Source organism: Bradyrhizobium liaoningense (assembly GCF_018130825.1).
In the GTDB taxonomy this organism is placed as follows: Bacteria; Pseudomonadota; Alphaproteobacteria; order Rhizobiales; family Xanthobacteraceae; genus Bradyrhizobium; species Bradyrhizobium liaoningense_B.
Window position 1 is genome coordinate 360,340 of record NZ_JAFCJS010000003.1, and the last position, 15,846, is coordinate 376,185.

At 65.3% G+C, this 15,846-nt stretch carries 10 protein-coding genes; 3 read left to right on the top strand and 7 right to left on the bottom strand.

Features of this window, described 5'->3' with window-relative positions:
* Positions 1-23: 23 nt before the first annotated feature.
* The 3 genes from JQ603_RS15115 to JQ603_RS15125 form a co-directional block, all read right to left on the bottom strand.
* Positions 24-1,622 (bottom strand): ABC transporter substrate-binding protein, encoded by a 1,599-nt coding sequence (locus tag JQ603_RS15115; protein WP_212340579.1) that lies wholly within the window; start codon positions 1,620-1,622, stop codon positions 24-26.
* A 307-nt stretch (positions 1,623-1,929) separates the two neighbouring features.
* Complete coding sequence (locus tag JQ603_RS15120) at positions 1,930-3,480, bottom strand: AMP-binding protein (protein WP_212340581.1); 1,551 nt, start codon at positions 3,478-3,480, stop codon at positions 1,930-1,932.
* Between the two features lie 17 nt (positions 3,481-3,497).
* Positions 3,498-4,652: an iron-containing alcohol dehydrogenase gene (locus JQ603_RS15125; protein WP_212340583.1), complete on the bottom strand. Its 1,155-nt coding sequence runs from the start codon at positions 4,650-4,652 to the stop codon at positions 3,498-3,500.
* Positions 4,653-5,162: 510 nt separating this feature from the next.
* Between JQ603_RS15125 and JQ603_RS15130 the strand changes: the two genes are divergently transcribed.
* From JQ603_RS15130 to JQ603_RS15140, 3 genes are all read left to right on the top strand, one after another.
* Positions 5,163-6,368 (top strand): efflux RND transporter periplasmic adaptor subunit, encoded by a 1,206-nt coding sequence (locus JQ603_RS15130; RefSeq protein WP_212340588.1) that lies wholly within the window; start codon positions 5,163-5,165, stop codon positions 6,366-6,368.
* Positions 6,365-9,532 (top strand): efflux RND transporter permease subunit, encoded by a 3,168-nt coding sequence (locus JQ603_RS15135; protein ID WP_212340593.1) that lies wholly within the window; start codon positions 6,365-6,367, stop codon positions 9,530-9,532. Before JQ603_RS15130 ends, JQ603_RS15135 begins: the two co-directional genes overlap by 4 nt.
* A gap of 296 nt (positions 9,533-9,828) precedes the next feature.
* Positions 9,829-11,019 carry an ABC transporter substrate-binding protein gene (locus JQ603_RS15140; RefSeq protein WP_212340594.1) on the top strand — a complete coding sequence of 397 codons (1,191 nt, stop codon included), beginning with the start codon at positions 9,829-9,831 and terminating at the stop codon, positions 11,017-11,019.
* Positions 11,020-11,180: 161 nt separating this feature from the next.
* Here the strand turns inward: JQ603_RS15140 and JQ603_RS15145 are convergent, their stop codons facing one another.
* The 4 genes from JQ603_RS15145 to JQ603_RS15160 are packed head-to-tail and all read right to left on the bottom strand — an operon-like array spanning position 11,181 to position 15,778.
* Complete coding sequence (locus JQ603_RS15145; protein ID WP_212340596.1) at positions 11,181-11,567, bottom strand: MAPEG family protein; 387 nt, start codon at positions 11,565-11,567, stop codon at positions 11,181-11,183.
* A gap of 26 nt (positions 11,568-11,593) precedes the next feature.
* Entirely contained in the window at positions 11,594-12,676 is a 1,083-nt protein-coding gene (locus JQ603_RS15150) for a lipocalin-like domain-containing protein (protein ID WP_212340597.1), read from the bottom strand.
* Positions 12,666-15,128, bottom strand: a complete 2,463-nt coding sequence (locus JQ603_RS15155) for an FtsX-like permease family protein (protein ID WP_212340598.1) — start codon at positions 15,126-15,128, stop codon at positions 12,666-12,668. The genes JQ603_RS15150 and JQ603_RS15155 overlap by 11 nt, the downstream gene beginning before the upstream one ends.
* On the bottom strand, positions 15,125-15,778 hold the full coding sequence (locus JQ603_RS15160; protein ID WP_212340599.1) for an ABC transporter ATP-binding protein: 654 nt from the start codon (positions 15,776-15,778) through the stop codon (positions 15,125-15,127). The genes JQ603_RS15155 and JQ603_RS15160 overlap by 4 nt, the downstream gene beginning before the upstream one ends.
* Between the last annotated feature and the right edge of the window lie 68 nt (positions 15,779-15,846).

Below are 15,846 nucleotides of genomic sequence, written 5' to 3' on the forward strand. Positions count from 1 at the left end.
CCGTCAGCCGCCCGCGGCCTGCGCTACTTGTCCAGCCACAGGTCCTCGTAACGATAGCCATTATAGGAGCTGTTCGTCATGATCGTCACGCCCTTGACGTAAGGCTGCCAGCAACTGCCCATACGGCTGTGGAAGATGATCGGACGGGCGACGTCCTCCTGAAGCTTCTTGTCGATGTCCCAGACCAGTTTCTTGCGCTTCTCGACATTGGTCTCCTGCGACTGCTCGTCGAACAGTTTCTCGATCTCCTTGTTGCAGTAGTTGGTGTAGTTGCGCTCGGACCCGCAGGAATAGTTCTCGTAGAAGGACTGGTCGGGATCGTCCACCGCATTGCCGGTGAGGTTGAGCCCGATCATGTAGTCCTTGCGCGCAACCTTCGGGAACCAGTTCGCGGTCTCGACCACGTCGAGCTCGCCGTCGATATAGATGCTCTTGAGCTGGTCGATCAGGATCACCGCGGGATCGCGGTAGACCGGAATGTTGCGGGTTGAGACCTTGACGGCGAGATGCTTGTCGGGTCCGTAACCCGCCTTCTCCATCAGCTTCTTGGCGGCATCGCGATTGGCCTTCACGTCGGGCCCATAGCCTGGAATGGTCTCCAGCATCTCCTTGGGCATGCCCCAGAGGCCGTTCGGCGGCGGCAGCATGGTGCCGCCGACGTCGCCCTGTCCCTCGAACATGATCGAGATGAAGGCCTTGCGGTCGAGCGCCAGCGCCATGGCGCGGCGGATGTCGGCGTTGTCGAACGGCGCTGCCGTCGAATTGACGATGATGTTGGTCGCAACATTGGTCGGCGCGATCTCGCAGACCGCGTTCGGCGCCTGCGATTTCACATCTTTCAGGAGCGGGATGCTCACCTCGGTCGGGAAGGCCATGTCGAATTTGCCGGCGACGAAGGCGAGGATCGCGGTCGAGCGGTTCGGGATGATGGTGAACTCGATGCCGTCGAGATAGGGCCGGCCCTCGCGCCAGTAATCCGGATTGCGCGTCAGCTTGATCGATTCATTGGCCTTGAACTCGACGAATTTGAACGGGCCGGTGCCGATCGGGTGCGTGCGCATGTCGCCCGGCGAGACATGGCAGGGATAGACCGGCGTATAGCCCGAAGCGAGCAGCGCCAGCAGCGAGGGCTGCGGCCGCTTCAGGTTGAACGAGACCTCGAAATCGCCGTTGGTCGAGATGTCGCTGACCTGCTCGTACCAGGTCTTGCGCGGGTTCTGCCGGAACTTCTGCTGCGCCTTGCCCATCAGCATGTCGAAGGTGCATTTGACGTCCGCCGAGGTGAACGGCTTGCCGTCGTGCCATTTCACGCCCTGGCGCAGCTTGAAGGTCAGGGTCTTGTTGTCGTTCACCCAGGCCCAGCTCTCGGCGAGTTCCGGAATGATGTTGTCCATCCGGTTCTGCGCCTCGTCCTGCTTGTAGATGACGAGGTTGTTGAACACGGGCATGAAGGGAACATTGAGCGAGTAGGTCGCGCCTTCATGGATCGAGGCATTGCCGGGGCTGTCCCGGTGATACATCCGCAGGATTCCGCCCTGCTTGGGCTGGCCGGCGAATGCAATGGTCGAAAACGCCAGCAAAGATAGCGCCGCCGTCGCGGCGAGCGCCCGCACGCTCCGCATTCTCGTCCTCCCTGGACTTTAGTCTTTTGGGCCTTTTCCGGCCTGTTTGTCAGGACGATAGCGGGGCAGGTGCAGCGAAGCAACGGCCAAGGGCAGCCGCGCTCTCGGCAATTCGGATGACGCAAGGCCGCGGGGGCTTTCTCTCACCATGTGAGAGTGGTTCCTCCGGCGTCGTCCTGGCGAAAGCCAGGACCCATCACCCCAGAGAGATGTTTGGCGAAGACTGGTCGTTCGGTACTGACGCCGGTGGCGACTGATAGATCACTCGGTATGGGTCCTGGCTTTCGCCAGGACGACGGCGGGGGGCTCACACAATCCGCGACGTCTTGTTTCCCCAATACCGGTCCCGGAGCAGCCGCTTGTACAGCTTGCCGGTCGGCAAGCGCGGCAGTTCCTTCTCGAAATCCACCGAGCGGGGCACCTTCTGCCGCGACAGCGACTGGCCGCAGAACGCGATCAGCTCTTCGGCGAGCGTGGGGTCCGGCACGACGCCGGGCATCGGCTGCACCACCGCCTTCACCTCTTCGCCGAGATCGGGATTGGGCACACCGAACACCGCGGCATCGGCGACCTTCGGATGGGTGATCAAGAGATTCTCGCATTCCTGCGGATAGATGTTCACCCCGCCCGAGATGATCATGAAGGTCGCGCGGTCGGTGAGGTAGAGGAAGCGGTCGGCGTCGACATAGCCGACGTCGCCGACCGTGCTCATGCTGCCGTCGGCCGAGCGCGCTTCCTTCGTCTTCTCGGGATCGTTGAAATATTCGAACGGCGATCCGGTCTTGAACCAGACCTGGCCAGGCGTGCCGGTCGGGCACGGATTCATGTTCTCGTCGAGGATATGGAGGTCGCCGAGCAGCACCTTGCCGACGGTGCCGCGATGCGCCAGCCATTCCTCGCTGTTGCAGGCGGTGAAGCCGAGGCCTTCGGTGGCGCCGTAATATTCGTGGATGATCGGCCCCCACCATTTGATGATGTCGTCCTTGACCAGGGCCGGGCAGGGCGCCGCCGCATGGATCGCGATCTCCAGCGACGACAGGTCGTAATGCTTGCGCACCTCCTCCGGCAGCTTCAGCATACGCGAAAACATCGTCGGCACCAGCTGCGTGTGGGTGATGCCCCATTGCTGCACGAGCTGGAGATAGCGTTCCGGATCGAAGCTCTCCATGATGATCACGGTGCCGCCCATGCGGATCGTGAGGTTCACGGCAGCCTGCGGCGCCGAGTGATAGAGCGGGGCCGGCGACAGGTAGACCATACCCTCGCGGTAGTGCCAGAGCTTGGTCAGGAAATCGAACAGCGGCAGATTGTGTTTGGGCGGCTCCTCCGGCAGCGGCCGCAAAATGCCTTTCGGCCGCCCCGTCGTGCCCGACGAATAGAGCATGGCGGTGCCGAGCCACTCGTCCTGGATCGGCGTCGCGGGCAGACCGGCGGTGGCGTCCGCCAGCCCGACGATGCGCTCGCTCTCGCCGGGACCGTCGGCGACGATGCAGAGCTTGACGTCGGGGCAGGCCTGGATCGCCTCGCGCGCGATGTCGAGCTTCGCCATCGACGTGATCAGGATCTTCGACTGGCTGTTGACGAGCAGATAGGCGAGCTCGCCCGGCGTCAGGAACGAGTTGATGCAGGTGTAGTAGAGCCCCGACCGCTCGCCCGCACCGCAGGCCTCGAGATAGCGCGCATTGTTCTCCATGAAGATCGAGTAGTGGTCGAGCCGCTTGAGGCCGTGCTTGCGGAACAGATGCGCGAGGCGATTGCTGCGTGCCTCCAGCTCGCGATAGGTGACGGCCTCGCCGGTCGCCGCCATGATGAACGCGGGCTGCAGCGGGCGCAGGCGGGCATGGTGACCAGTGTACATCTATCCTCCGGCTTGGATCATGCGGCGAGAGACAGGATTTCTTTGATGTCGGCGGGGCCGGCGATCTTGCGCGGATTGCGCGGGATCCAGTTCGTGCGCATCGCCTGTTCGGCGATGGCATCGAAATGCTCCGGCGAGACGTGCACATCCGCGAGGCTGCGCGGCATGCCGAGCGAGCGGATGAAGGCATCGAGCACGTCGGCGGCGTCATGGCCGGGAAAGCCCATCGCGGCGGCGACGATCACCTGGCGCTCGGCATTGTCGCGCGCATTCCAGCGCATCACCGCCGGCAGCATGACGCAGGAGGTGTGGCCGTGCGGCACGTTGAAGGCCGCGCCCAGCACGTAGCCGATGCCGTGGCTCGCGCCCATCGGCACGCCGGCGGCGAGCGCGCCCATCGACAGCCAGGTTCCGATCTGCGCATCCATGCGTGCGCCGAGATCGGATGGGTTGGCCTTCACCCGGGGCAGCGCATCGGCAAGCATGGCAAGGCCCTTGACCGATTGCGCGTCGGCATAGGGATGCGTCTCTCGCGAGCAGATCGCCTCGACGCAATGGTCGATGGCGCGGATACCGGTCGACAGGAACAGCCATTCCGGCGTGTGCACGGTGATGGCCGGGTCGAGGATGGTCGCGCGCGGCACGGTGAGCGGATGCCGCAGCATCTGTTTCACGTTGGTGCTGCGGTCGGTGACGCCGGCGATCGATGAGAACTCGCCGCCGGCAATCGTGGTCGGTACGCTGACCTGTCGCACGGTCGGCGCATTCATCTCGGGCGCGACCCCCTTGTGCACGCGGATGCGCTCGATGCCGTCGATCGTGTCGATGCCGTTGGCAAGGCAGAGCTGCACCGCCTTGGCGCCGTCGGTGATCGAGCCGCCGCCGACGGTGACGATCAGATCGGCGCCCACCTCGCGCGCCGCGCGAGTGGCTGCGATCACCGCCTCGCGCGGCGTGTGTGCCGGCATGGCGTCGAACAGGCCGGCGCAGCGCGGCCCGAGTGCTTCCTTGATTTTCGCGATCTCGTCGGTCTGCCGGTTCAGCGTCCCTGAGACCATCAGGAAGGCGCGGCGGGCTCCCAGCCGATCCATCTGCGCGACGATCGCGCCGGCTGCCGGATGGCCGAACACGACCTCCTCGATCGCGCCGTAAACGACACGTCCCTGGTGCACGCCTGTCCTCCCCGGACAATTCGTCTTGTTTTGCAAGGGGAAGTCTAGCCGAGCAGCCGCCGCCCGTCATGTGCGAAGACGCTGGCCTTTTCTTACCCTCCCCTGGAAGGGGTCCGGGACGAGCGTAGCTCGCCCGTGGTCGATCGCGCGCAGCGCGAGTGGGGTGGGGTGATCTCTCCACACGGGCACTGCTCGTGGCGGAGAGTCCTTCACCCCACCCCGCTGCGCATGCCGCTTCGCTCCACGCGCAGCGACCCTCCCCCTCCAGGGGAGGGTAAGAGCAGCGCTCCATTCATGAGCCCCGCGAATAAGCCCATTCGCGTCTTGGCCACTAATCGGTGCGCGCGCGGCCGGCTGACTCCCCTGTCAACCCGCCATCCGGCCAGGGCGCTCGCGCGGGCATTGCGCGCGCATTGGTCTTGAAGTGTTCATCATTGCCGCCCATCCTGTAGGGCCCGCGCGATGGCGAATACCCTGCTTTTTCCGCGGTTTTTTGAGTGAGGACCTGGGATGACTGGACCGGACGGAAGCGAGCCATTTGTCAAAAAGCACGATTTCGTTCAATTGCGGCATTACGCGTTAGCGAGCCTCCTCGTCGCTTCATTCGCCCTCGCCGGCTGCGGCCAGCCGGCTTCGCAAGCGTCCGCGCCGCCGCCCGCGCCGGTGACCGTCGCCCAGCCTGTCAAGCGCACCGTCACCGATTGGGACGAATTCACCGGCCGCTTCGAGGCGGTCGAGGAAGTCCAGGTGCGCCCGCGCGTCGGCGGCTTCGTCAACTCGGTCGAATTCCAGGACGGCGCCATCGTGCGTCAGGGCGATCTGCTCTACGTCATCGACCCGCGCCCGTTCGAGGCGGTGGCCGAGCAGGCCGACGGTCAGCTCTCCGACGCGCGCGCCAAGGTCGAGCTTGCCAAGCGCGAGCTCGACCGCGGCCTCAACCTGGTCCAGACCAGCGCCGTCTCCGAGCAGGTCGTCGACCAGCGTCGGCAGGCCTTGCAGGCCGCGCACGCGGCGGAGGTGCAAGCCGCGGGCGCGCTCAAGGCCGCACGCCTCAACATCGAATTCACGCATGTGACCGCACCGCTCACGGGGCGCGTCAGCCGCCATCTCGTCAGCCCCGGCAATCTCGTGCAGGGCAGCGACACCGGCACCTCGACGCTGCTGACCTCGATCGTCGCGCTCGATCCGATCTACGTCTATTTCGACATGGATGAGGCGACCTTCATCAAATACAGCAAGCTGTGGTTCGAAGGTAAGCGCCCGAGCTCACGCGATACGGCGAACCCCGTGCAGGTGACGCTCGCCGGCGAGACCAAGCCGTCGCGTGAAGGCACCATCAACTTCCTCGACAACCGCCTCGACGTCTCCACCGGCACGCTGCGCAGCCGCGCCGTGGTCAAGAACACCGATCTGTCGATCCTGCCCGGCCAGTTCGGCCGCGTCCGCCTGATCGGCAGCGCGCCCTACGAGGCGCTGCTGATCCCCGACGTTGCGATCGCGACCGACCAGTCCCGCAAGATCGTGTTCGTGGTGAAGCCTGATGACACGGTCGAAGCGCGCCCCGTCGTGCTCGGGCCGCTCGACGAAGGCTTGCGTGTGATCCGCGAGGGCCTGAAGGCTGATGACCGCGTCATCGTCAACGGCATCCAGCGCGCCCGCGTCGGCGCCAAGGTCGCCCCCCAGACCGCGCAAGCGCCAGTCGGTGGCAAGTCATGAATCTCGGCCGTCTCTCCATCAACCAGCCCATCCTGGCGATGGTGCTGTCGATCGTGCTGCTGATCGTCGGCGCGCTCGCCTACACCACCTTGCCGGTCTCCGAATATCCGCAAGTTGTGCCGCCCACTGTCGTCGTCACCACGCAATATCCCGGCGCCTCCGCGCAGACCGTGTCCGACACGGTCGCTGCTCCCATCGAGCAGGAGATCAACGGCGTCGAGGACATGCTGTATCTTTACAGCCAGGCGACCTCGAACGGCCAGCTCACCATCACCGTCACCTTCAAGCTCGGCACCGATCTCGACAAGGCCCAGGTGCTGGTGCAGAACCGCGTCGCGATCGCGCAGCCGCGCCTGCCCGAGGAGGTCCAGCGCAACGGCGTCACGACCCGCAAGAACTCGCCCGATATCCTGATGGTCGTGTTCATGCTGTCGCCCGACGACACGTTCGACCAGCTCTACATCTCCAACTATGCGCTGCTCCAGGTCCGCGACCAGCTCTTGCGCATCGACGGCGTCGGCGACATCCAGATCTTCGGCGCGCGCGACTATTCGATGCGGATGTGGCTGGATCCTGACCGCATCGCCAATCTCGGCCTGACCTCGACCGAGGTACTGGCGGCGATCCGGGCCCAGAACGTGCAGATCGCGGGCGGGCAGATCGCCGAGCCGCCGATCGCGGACCGCGCCTTCCAGCCGAACCTGACCTTCACGGGGCGGCTCAAGGACCAGAAGCAGTTCGAGGACATCCTGATCAAGGCCGGCTCCGACGGCCGCACGGTGCGCCTGCGCGACGTCGCCCGCATCGAGCTCGGCGCACTCGCCTATTCCACCAACAGCTTCCTGCTGCGGAAATCAGCGGTCGCCATGCTGGTGACGCAGCGGCCCGGGTCGAACGCGCTTGCGACCGCGAAGCACATCTCCGAGACCATGGCGAAGCTGAAGGAGAGCTTTCCGAAGGGCCTCGACTACAATATCGGCTACAACCCGACCGAGTTCATCGCCCAGTCGGTCCACGAGCTGATCAAGACCATCTACGAGGCCATGCTGCTTGTGGTCATCGTCGTGCTGGTGTTCCTGCAGGGCTGGCGGCCCGCGATCATCCCGATCATCGCGATCCCGGTCTCGCTGGTTGGCACCTTCGCGGTGATGGCGGCGCTCGGCTTCTCCATCAACAATCTCACTCTGTTCGGCCTCGTGCTCGCCGTCGGCATCGTCGTCGACGATGCCATCGTCGTGGTCGAGAATGTCGAACGCCATCTCGAACACGGCTTGAGCCGGCGCGATGCGGCGCTGAAAACCATGGAGGAGGTCGGCGGCGCGCTGGTCTCGATTGCGCTGGTGCTGTGCGCCGTGTTCGTGCCGACCGCGTTCCTCGGCGGCATCTCCGGGCAGTTCTTCCAGCAATTCGCCGTCACCATTGCGGTCGCCACCGCGATCTCCTGCTTCTGCTCGCTGACGCTGTCGCCGGCGCTGGCCTCGCAGATCCTCACCCCGCATGAGGAGAAGCGGCCGCCGGCGAGCTGGAACGTCATCGCGCGCGGCTGGAACGCCTTCACCGGCGTGTTCAACCGCGTGTTCGACCGGCTCTCCCACGGCTATGCGGGCCTCGCCAATTTCGTGATCCGCCATTCGGTGGTGATGCTCCTGATCTACGTCGTGCTGATCGGCAGCGCCGGCTGGCTGATCGTGACCACGCCGCAGGGCTTCATCCCGGCGCAGGATCGCGGTTACGTCATCATATCCGTGCAATTGCCGGGCGCGGCGTCGCTGGCGCGCACCACCGAGGTCGTGCGTGAGATCGAGCGCATCTCGCTCGATACTCCCGGCATCGTTCGCGTCGCGGCCTTTGCCGGCTTCTCCGGCGCGACGCGCACGCAGGCCGGCAATGCGGCGGCGCTGTTCCCGGTGTTCGACGAGCCCGAGGTGCGGATGAAGAAGGGATTGTCTGCGAACGCCATCACGGTCGAGCTGCGCAAGCGCCTGTCCGCGATCCAGGGCGCCTTCATCATCGTGATTCCGCCGCCCGCCGTGCCCGGCATCGGCACCGGCGGCGGCTTCACCATCCGCATCCAGGACCGTCAGGGCCGCGGGCCTGAGCTGCTCGCCGCGGCCACCGACGAGCTTGTCGCCGCGGCGCGCAAATCGCCCTCGCTGCTCGGCCCCACGGTGTTCTCGCCGTTCTCGGCCAACACGCCACAGCTCTTCGTCGACATCGACCGCACCAAGGCGCAGAAGCTCGGCGTGCCCATCGCCAACATCAACGACACGATCCAGACCTATTTCGGATCGACCTATGTCAACGACTTCAACCTGTTCGGCCGCACCTATCACGTCACCGCGCAGGCGGACTTCCCGTTCCGGAAAGAGCCAAGCGATCTCTCGCGCCTGCGCACGCGCAACGCTTCCGGCGACATGGTGATGCTCGGCAGCGTGGTCGAGTTCAAGGACGTCTCGGGTCCGGACCGCGTCGCGCGCTACAATCTCTATGCGGCGTCCGAATTGCAGGGCGAGCCGGCGCCGGGCACCAGCTCGACCACCGCGCTCAACACCATCAAGAAGCTCGCCGACGACACCCTGCCGAGCGGCTTCACCTTCGAATGGACCGATCTGTCGTATCAGCAGATCACCGGCGGCAATGCGGGCCTGCTCGTGTTCCCGATCTGCGTGCTGTTCGTCTATCTCGTGCTCGCCGCGCAATATGGCAGCTGGACGCTGCCGTTCGCGGTAATCCTGATCGTGCCGATGTGCCTGCTGGCGGCCACCATCGGTGTCCGCATCATGGGACAGGACGTCAACATCCTGACCCAGATCGGCTTTGTCGTGCTGGTGGGACTGGCGGCGAAGAACGCGATCCTGATCGTCGAATTCGCGCGCGACATCGAGAACGAAGGCAAGCCGCGGCTGGAGGCGGTGATCGACGCCTGCCGCCTGCGCCTGCGACCGATCCTGATGACCTCCTTCGCCTTCATCCTCGGCGTGCTGCCGCTGGTGATCTCGACCGGCTCCGGCTCCGAGATGCGCCAGGCCGTCGGCGTCGCCGTCTTCTTCGGCATGATCGGCGTCACCCTGTTCGGCCTGCTGTTCACGCCGATCTTCTATGTGGTGGTGCGGAACCTGGCGGAAGGGCGGCGGGACAAGAAGCCGGAGGTGGTGGCTTCTTAACTGTCAGTGATGGCCACCAGTGCTGCAGCATTCACAGCGTCGTCCCGGCGAAGGCCGGGACCCATAACCCCAGGGAGGGGTTGTGGCGCAAGCTGGTAACCAAGAGTCTTCGTCAAACTCAATTCGGTGGCTATGGGTCCCGGCCCCCCGCGCGCAATTGCGCGCTAGGCCGGGACGACACCATTTTTGCGGCACGCCCTTCATACTAACGACCAACATGCAATGGATGGGCATGCGCGGTGTTCTTCACTAGTATCCGCGCGATTTCACAACAGAAGACTGCTGGGAGTTAACATATGAAATCAGCATTTTTGGCCGCTGCGGCCTCGATCGCATTGCTGACGGCGCCGGCCTCCGCGCAGGGTGTCAAGATCGGCATCCTCAACGACCAATCCGGCGTCTACGCCGATTACGGCGGCAAATGGTCGGTCGAAGCGGCCAAGATGGCGATCGAGGATTTTGGCGGCGAGGTGCTCGGCCAGAAGATCGAGCTCGTCACTGCCGACCACCAGAACAAGCCTGACCTCGCGAGCTCGATCGCGCGGCGCTGGTACGACGTCGAGAACGTCGACATGATCACGGAGCTGACGACCTCATCGGTCGCGCTCGCGATCCACGAGCTCTCCAAGGAAAAGAAGAAGATCGACATCGTCGTCGGTGCCGCGACTTCGCGCCTGACCGGCGATGCCTGCCAGCCCTACGGCTTCCACTGGGCCTATGACACCCGCGCGCTCGGCGTCGGCACCGGCGGTGCGCTGACCAAGGCCGGCGGCGACACCTGGTTCTTCCTCACCGCCGACTACGCCTTCGGCTACGCGCTGGAGAAGGACACCAGCGAGATCGTCACCGCCAATGGCGGCAAGGTGGTCGGCTCGGTGCGCGTGCCGCTCAACTCCTCGGACTTCTCCTCCTTCCTGCTGCAGGCGCAGGGCTCGAAGGCGAAGATCGTCGGCCTCGCCAATGCCGGCCTCGACACCACCAACTCGATCAAGCAGGCGTCCGAGTTCGGCATCGTCGCCAGTGGCCAGAAGCTCGCCGGCCTGCTGATGACGCTCGCCGAGGTGAACGGCCTCGGCCTGCAGGCCGCGCAAGGCCTGGTGCTCACCGAAGGCTATTACTGGGATCTCAACGACAAGACCCGCAATCTCGGCGAACGCTTCCTCAAGCGTACCGGCCGGATGCCGAGCATGATCCACGCCGGCACTTACTCCGCGACGCTGAGCTATCTCAAGGCCGTCAAGGCCGCGGGCACCAAGGATCCGGATGCGGTCGCCAAGAAGCTGAAGGAGCTGCCGGTCAACGACGACTTCGCGCAGGGCGGCAAGGTGCTCGAGAACGGCCGCATGGTCCACGATATGTACCTGTTCGAGGTCAAGAAGCCCTCGGAGTCGAAGAAGCCCTGGGACTATTACAAGCTGCTCGCCACCGTCCCTGGCGACAAGGCCTTCTTCACCGCCAAGGAAAGCGGGTGTCCGCTGACGAAGTGAGGCTCTCGTGTCCCGGACGCGCTGCAGCGTGAAACGCTGCTGCGCAGAGCCGGGACCCAGGTTTCTCCGAGCGTCGCGTCCAAAATGGGTCCCGGTTCAGCGGCGCAGCGTTACACGCTGCACTGCGCCCGGGACACGAGCGCGCGTGATGCCGCGCTTCACTACATCAACCGCAACACCACCGCCCCCAGCGCCCCCGCCCACAGCGCAATCGCGGCCAACGCCTGGATCGCGAAACCCGGGCCGCGTTTGGCGGCGGCCTGCGAATAGCCGATGAAATAGACGATGCGGCCGATGATCCACACCGCGCCGATCGCGGCTGCAATGACATCGCCGATATAGATCGCGAACAGCCAGAGCGCCGGCAGGAAGATCGGCATCCATTCCAGCGTGTTCGCCTGGATGCGGAAGGCGCGCTCGAAATCCGGATGCCCCGATGTCGCCGGCACCTTGATCCCCGTCCTCGACCGCGCGCGCGAGACGTTGATGGTCACGAAGAAATAAAATGCGATCGCCAGCAGCGTGACGAGGGCAGTGAGATGATACATGCGAATCCCCTTGAAGAACCCGCGCCTCAATACCCGGTCAGCTCGAGATAGCCAACGCCGTCATGGGTACCGGCAAAGCTGATCGGGCCTTCCCAATACGAGAATCCCGTCCCCATCCAGGCGTTCGGATTGAGCGGCTTGCACAGGATCGAGAACGAGCGCGAGGGGATCGCGATCTGCCACTCCACCGGCAGCTTGCGTCCGCCAACCTCGGCCGTCGCCTTTGGTGCCATCTGGATGTCGCCACCCGAAATCATCTGCGTCTCGCCTGAAGCGCTGATCCAGTTGCCAAACGGATAATCTTTGCCGTCCTTCTGCCGCAGCCGGTACAGCATCAGCTTGTCGCCGGATGCAAGATGCAGCGACAGCCAGTCCCAGCCGGTCTGATCAGTGTCGAGCGGCTGGCTGCTCCATTCGCGGTCCATCCAGGCCTGGCCAGTCACATCGACCGGTTTGTCGTCGATGCTGAGCGTGCCCCGCGCGCGGTAGAATGGCTGGCTATAGTAGTACGATGCTTGGCCGCGCTCCGACTTACGGCTGAAGCCGCGATCGCCTTGCAGCACGACTGGACGATCGGCCTCCAGCGTCAGCGCATAGCTGAAATCGGTGCCTGAGGCCTTCAGCGTCAGCGGCGCCAGGGTGCGATCGTCGGTGCTTTCAAGACCTTTCATCTCCCAATCGTCGATCCAGGCTGCAAACGGTGTTGCCGTGACGCCGGCCTGCCCGATGCCGCCGCGCGAAAACACTTCGTTGAAGCGATGCGTGCCCGCGCGCGTCACTGCCGCATGCGCCATCCAGATCTGCTGATTGGCCCAGCCCTCGCCTTGCGGACCCGGCTGCGTCGCCTGTCGAAACAGCGTCCATTGCAGGCCGCAAGCCGTACCGCTGCTGTCGACGAGATTCGCCGTGAGATACCACCACTCGATGCGAAACTCCGGATGCGGTCCGTGATCTCCGGGGAAGGTGAACGTCTTCCCAGGCGTCACCTTCGCAAAACCGTCGGCGGTCTCGCCGAGCCCGGCATATCCCTGCGCTTGTGCCCGGCGCGCGAGCGCGAGTGCGGCGATGCCGCCGGCAAAAGCGCGCCGCGAGATCCTGTCAGCGCTCATTGGCAAACACCTTGACGAGGTTCGCCGGCTGCATCCGCGCCAGCCGCAGCATCGGCAGCAGCGCCGCTAGCAGCGAGGCCAGCAGCGCAACCGCGACCAGCTCGATCAGCTGCAGCGGGAATACATGGAACGGCAGCCGCCAGCCGAACGCCTTCACATTGACGATCGCGATCAGGCACCACGCCACCAGCAGTCCGAGCGGCACGGCCAGCAGCGCCGTGAACAGCGCGACCGATAGCGTCTTGGTCAATTCGATCGCGGCAAGGCGTGGCCGCGTCAGGCCGATCGCCCATAGCGGCGCGAGTTGCGGCAGGCGCGAATTCGCGAGCGTCAAAAGACTGGTCAGGAGCGCAATGCCGGCGACGCCGAGCGTGAAGGCATTGAGAGCCGAGGTCACCGCAAAGGTGCGGTTGAAGATGCGGATCGATTCCGCCTTCACCGTCGCCTGATCCGCGACGCTGCGGTCGTCGAGCGCGAACTGCTTCTGCAGGGCCGCGATCAGGCCCGCAATCTTGTCCCGCGGAACGATGAGCCCAATCCGCGTCTGCGGCGTTTGCGGAAAATGCCGGATCAGCGCCGCGACATTGACGGCGAGTTGACCCTTGGGATTGCCGTAATCGGCATAGATGCCGACGATGTCGAGCTCCCAGGTCCCGCCAGGCGCCGGCACCTCGATCACGTCGCCGACGCGGACGTTGAGGCGGCGGCTCAATTGCTCGCTGATGAAGGCGGCATTGCCGGGCACCAGCTGAGTCCAGGCGCGCGGCGCGGTCTCGAGCAGCGGCCAGCGCTCGCGATAGAGCGGGTGATCGGGCAGGCCGAACAGCTCCACCGGTTGGCCCTGAATCTGCGCCTCTGCGCGCCCGCCGGACAGGATCGCCTGCACATCGCTGCGCTCCTTCAGCCAGTTGCGGATCGCGACGCCCTGCGAATTGTCGGAGGCGCTGATGTAGACATCGGCCGCAAGCCGTCCGTTGAGCCAGCCGATGAAGGTGCGGCTGAATGTTTCCACCATGGTGGACACTCCGACATTGACGGCGAGCGCGAGCAGCAGCGCCATCAGCGCCAGCGACAGTCCGGAGAGTTGCTGCCGGCTGTCCGCCCAGAACCAGTTCGCAAGCGGCCCCCGCGCGAGGCGTTGGCCCACGAGCAGCATGATGTCGAGGAACGCCGGCAGGATCAGCGCCGCGCCGAGCATCAGTGCAGCTAGCACGCCAAAGCCAGCGATCAACGACACACCATAATGAAGCAGCAGCAGCGCGATTGCGAAAACGGCGCAGGCCGCACAGCTCTGCAGGATCAGCCAGCGGCGCTGCCGCTGCTGCCAGGCGCGCGGCTGGGCGGTCGCCAGCACCGGCATCCTGATCGCCTTGATCAGGCTGGTCGCCGCCGCGACAAGCGCGCCCGCAACGCTGATGCCGATGCCGGCGAGCCACCATTCAGGCCGCAAGCTGAGCTGCCCCGGGATCTGCGCGCCATAGAGCCCGCGCAGCGAGGCCGCGACATCGGGGAGCAGCGCGGCTGCGATGAAATAGCCGCAGACGAGCCCGATCAGGCCTGCGACCAGGGCCAGCGCCACCAGCTCGATCACCAGCACCGTGTTGACCAGCCGCGCCGAGGCACCGCAGGCCCGCAAGGTGCGCAGCATCGGCAGCCGCTGCTCGAAGGCAAGGCCGACGGCCGAGTTGACGATGAAGAGGCCGACGAAGAACGACAGCAGGCCGAAGGCGGTGAGGTTGAGATGGAAGCTGTCGGTGAGACGCTCCAGCTCCGTCTCCGCAGTCGGCTCGACCCGCTGCAACTGCTCGCCGACGACGTCTTGCAGCGGCGCCGGCTTGCCCTTCGGCTTGCCGATCAGCAGCCGCGAGACCTGATCCGGCTTGTTCAGCAGGCGCTGCGCAACGCCGATATCGACCACGAGCACGTCAGGGACCAGCTGCGGCAGCACGTGCAGCGGCGGGAGCTTGGCGCCGCTGCTGATCGGCGCCGCCGCGCCTTCGGTTTCCTGCAGATCGCCCAGCGTCTCCCGCGCCACCAAGGTCTGGCCCGGCGGCGCGACGAAGCTGCGCAGATCCGAGGCACCAAGGCGTGGCGCGTTGCCGACATCGACCGGCATCGTCACCGGCTCGATGCCGAGCAGCCGCACCGACCGTCCATTGACCTGGATGCGTCCCTCCAGCACTGGCGACACCGGCCAGCCGGCGCGGCGAAGCTTGACGAACAGCTCCTGGGAGAAGGTTGCCGCATTTGGCGCCACCAGCATTGCCGTGCGCACGCCGCCGAAGGTCGCCGCGGCGCGGTCATAGGCGTTGCGAGCCTGCTGGTTGATGGCCTGCACGCCGCTCCACAGCGCGGTCGCGGCGATCAGCCCGATCAGCAGCGTCGCGAACTGCATCCCGTGCCGCCGCCAATGGCTCAGGAGCACCGCGAGGACCCAGAGCGCGCGCCTCATGCGATTCGTCCCGCGTGCAAGGTGAGATGCCGGTCGAGCGTGCCGGCCAGATGCAGGCTGTGCGTCACCATCAGGAAGCCGCAGCCGGTGCGCGCGACGAGGTCGCGTGTCAGTGCCAGCACGTCCTCGGCGGTGGCTTCATCGAGATTGCCGGTCGGCTCGTCCGCCAGCAGCAGCGAGGGTTTCGTCGCGAGCGCCCGGCCGATCGCGACGCGTTGCTGCTGGCCGCCCGATAATTGCTCGGGATAACGCTTGAGCAGGCCGCCGAGCCCGAGCCGCTCGATCAGCTCCTTGCTCCAGGCCGCGTCGTGGCGGCCGGCGATCCGCGCCTGGAAGGCCAGATTGTCCGCGACCGACAGGCTCGGGATCAGGTTGAACTGCTGGAAAACCAGGCCAATCCGGTCGCGCCGGAGTTCTGCGCGCCCCGCGTCGGAGAGCTCAGTGACCTCGGTCTCCCCCAGCCGGATCGTGCCACTATCAGCGACGTCGAGCCCGGCGATCAAGTGCAGCAGCGTGCTCTTGCCGCTGCCGGATTCGCCGGTCAGTGCGACGCGCTCGCCGGCCTTGAGATCAAGGTCGACGCCGCGCAGCACGTGGACCGGCTCGCCGGCCGAGGAATAGGTTTTCGAGAGGGTTCGGATATTTAGCAAGACTCAATCGCGCCGCACGGAATTTAACTCAATGTTGCGTAGCACACCTGCCGTGGAAATGCCGGGGT

Excerpts from the sequence above, each read along its gene's own strand:
- JQ603_RS15115 (WP_212340579.1), bottom strand. The coding sequence starts at position 1,622 with ATGCGGAGCGTGCGGGCGCTCGCCGCGACGGCGGCGCTATCTTTGCTG.
- JQ603_RS15120 (WP_212340581.1), bottom strand. The coding sequence starts at position 3,480 with ATGTACACTGGTCACCATGCCCGCCTGCGCCCGCTGCAGCCCGCGTTC.
- JQ603_RS15130 (WP_212340588.1), top strand. The coding sequence starts at position 5,163 with ATGACTGGACCGGACGGAAGCGAGCCATTTGTCAAAAAGCACGATTTC.
- JQ603_RS15135 (WP_212340593.1), top strand. The coding sequence starts at position 6,365 with ATGAATCTCGGCCGTCTCTCCATCAACCAGCCCATCCTGGCGATGGTG.
- JQ603_RS15140 (WP_212340594.1), top strand. The coding sequence starts at position 9,829 with ATGAAATCAGCATTTTTGGCCGCTGCGGCCTCGATCGCATTGCTGACG.
- JQ603_RS15145 (WP_212340596.1), bottom strand. The coding sequence starts at position 11,567 with ATGTATCATCTCACTGCCCTCGTCACGCTGCTGGCGATCGCATTTTAT.
- JQ603_RS15150 (WP_212340597.1), bottom strand. The coding sequence starts at position 12,676 with ATGAGCGCTGACAGGATCTCGCGGCGCGCTTTTGCCGGCGGCATCGCC.
- JQ603_RS15155 (WP_212340598.1), bottom strand. The coding sequence starts at position 15,128 with ATGAGGCGCGCGCTCTGGGTCCTCGCGGTGCTCCTGAGCCATTGGCGG.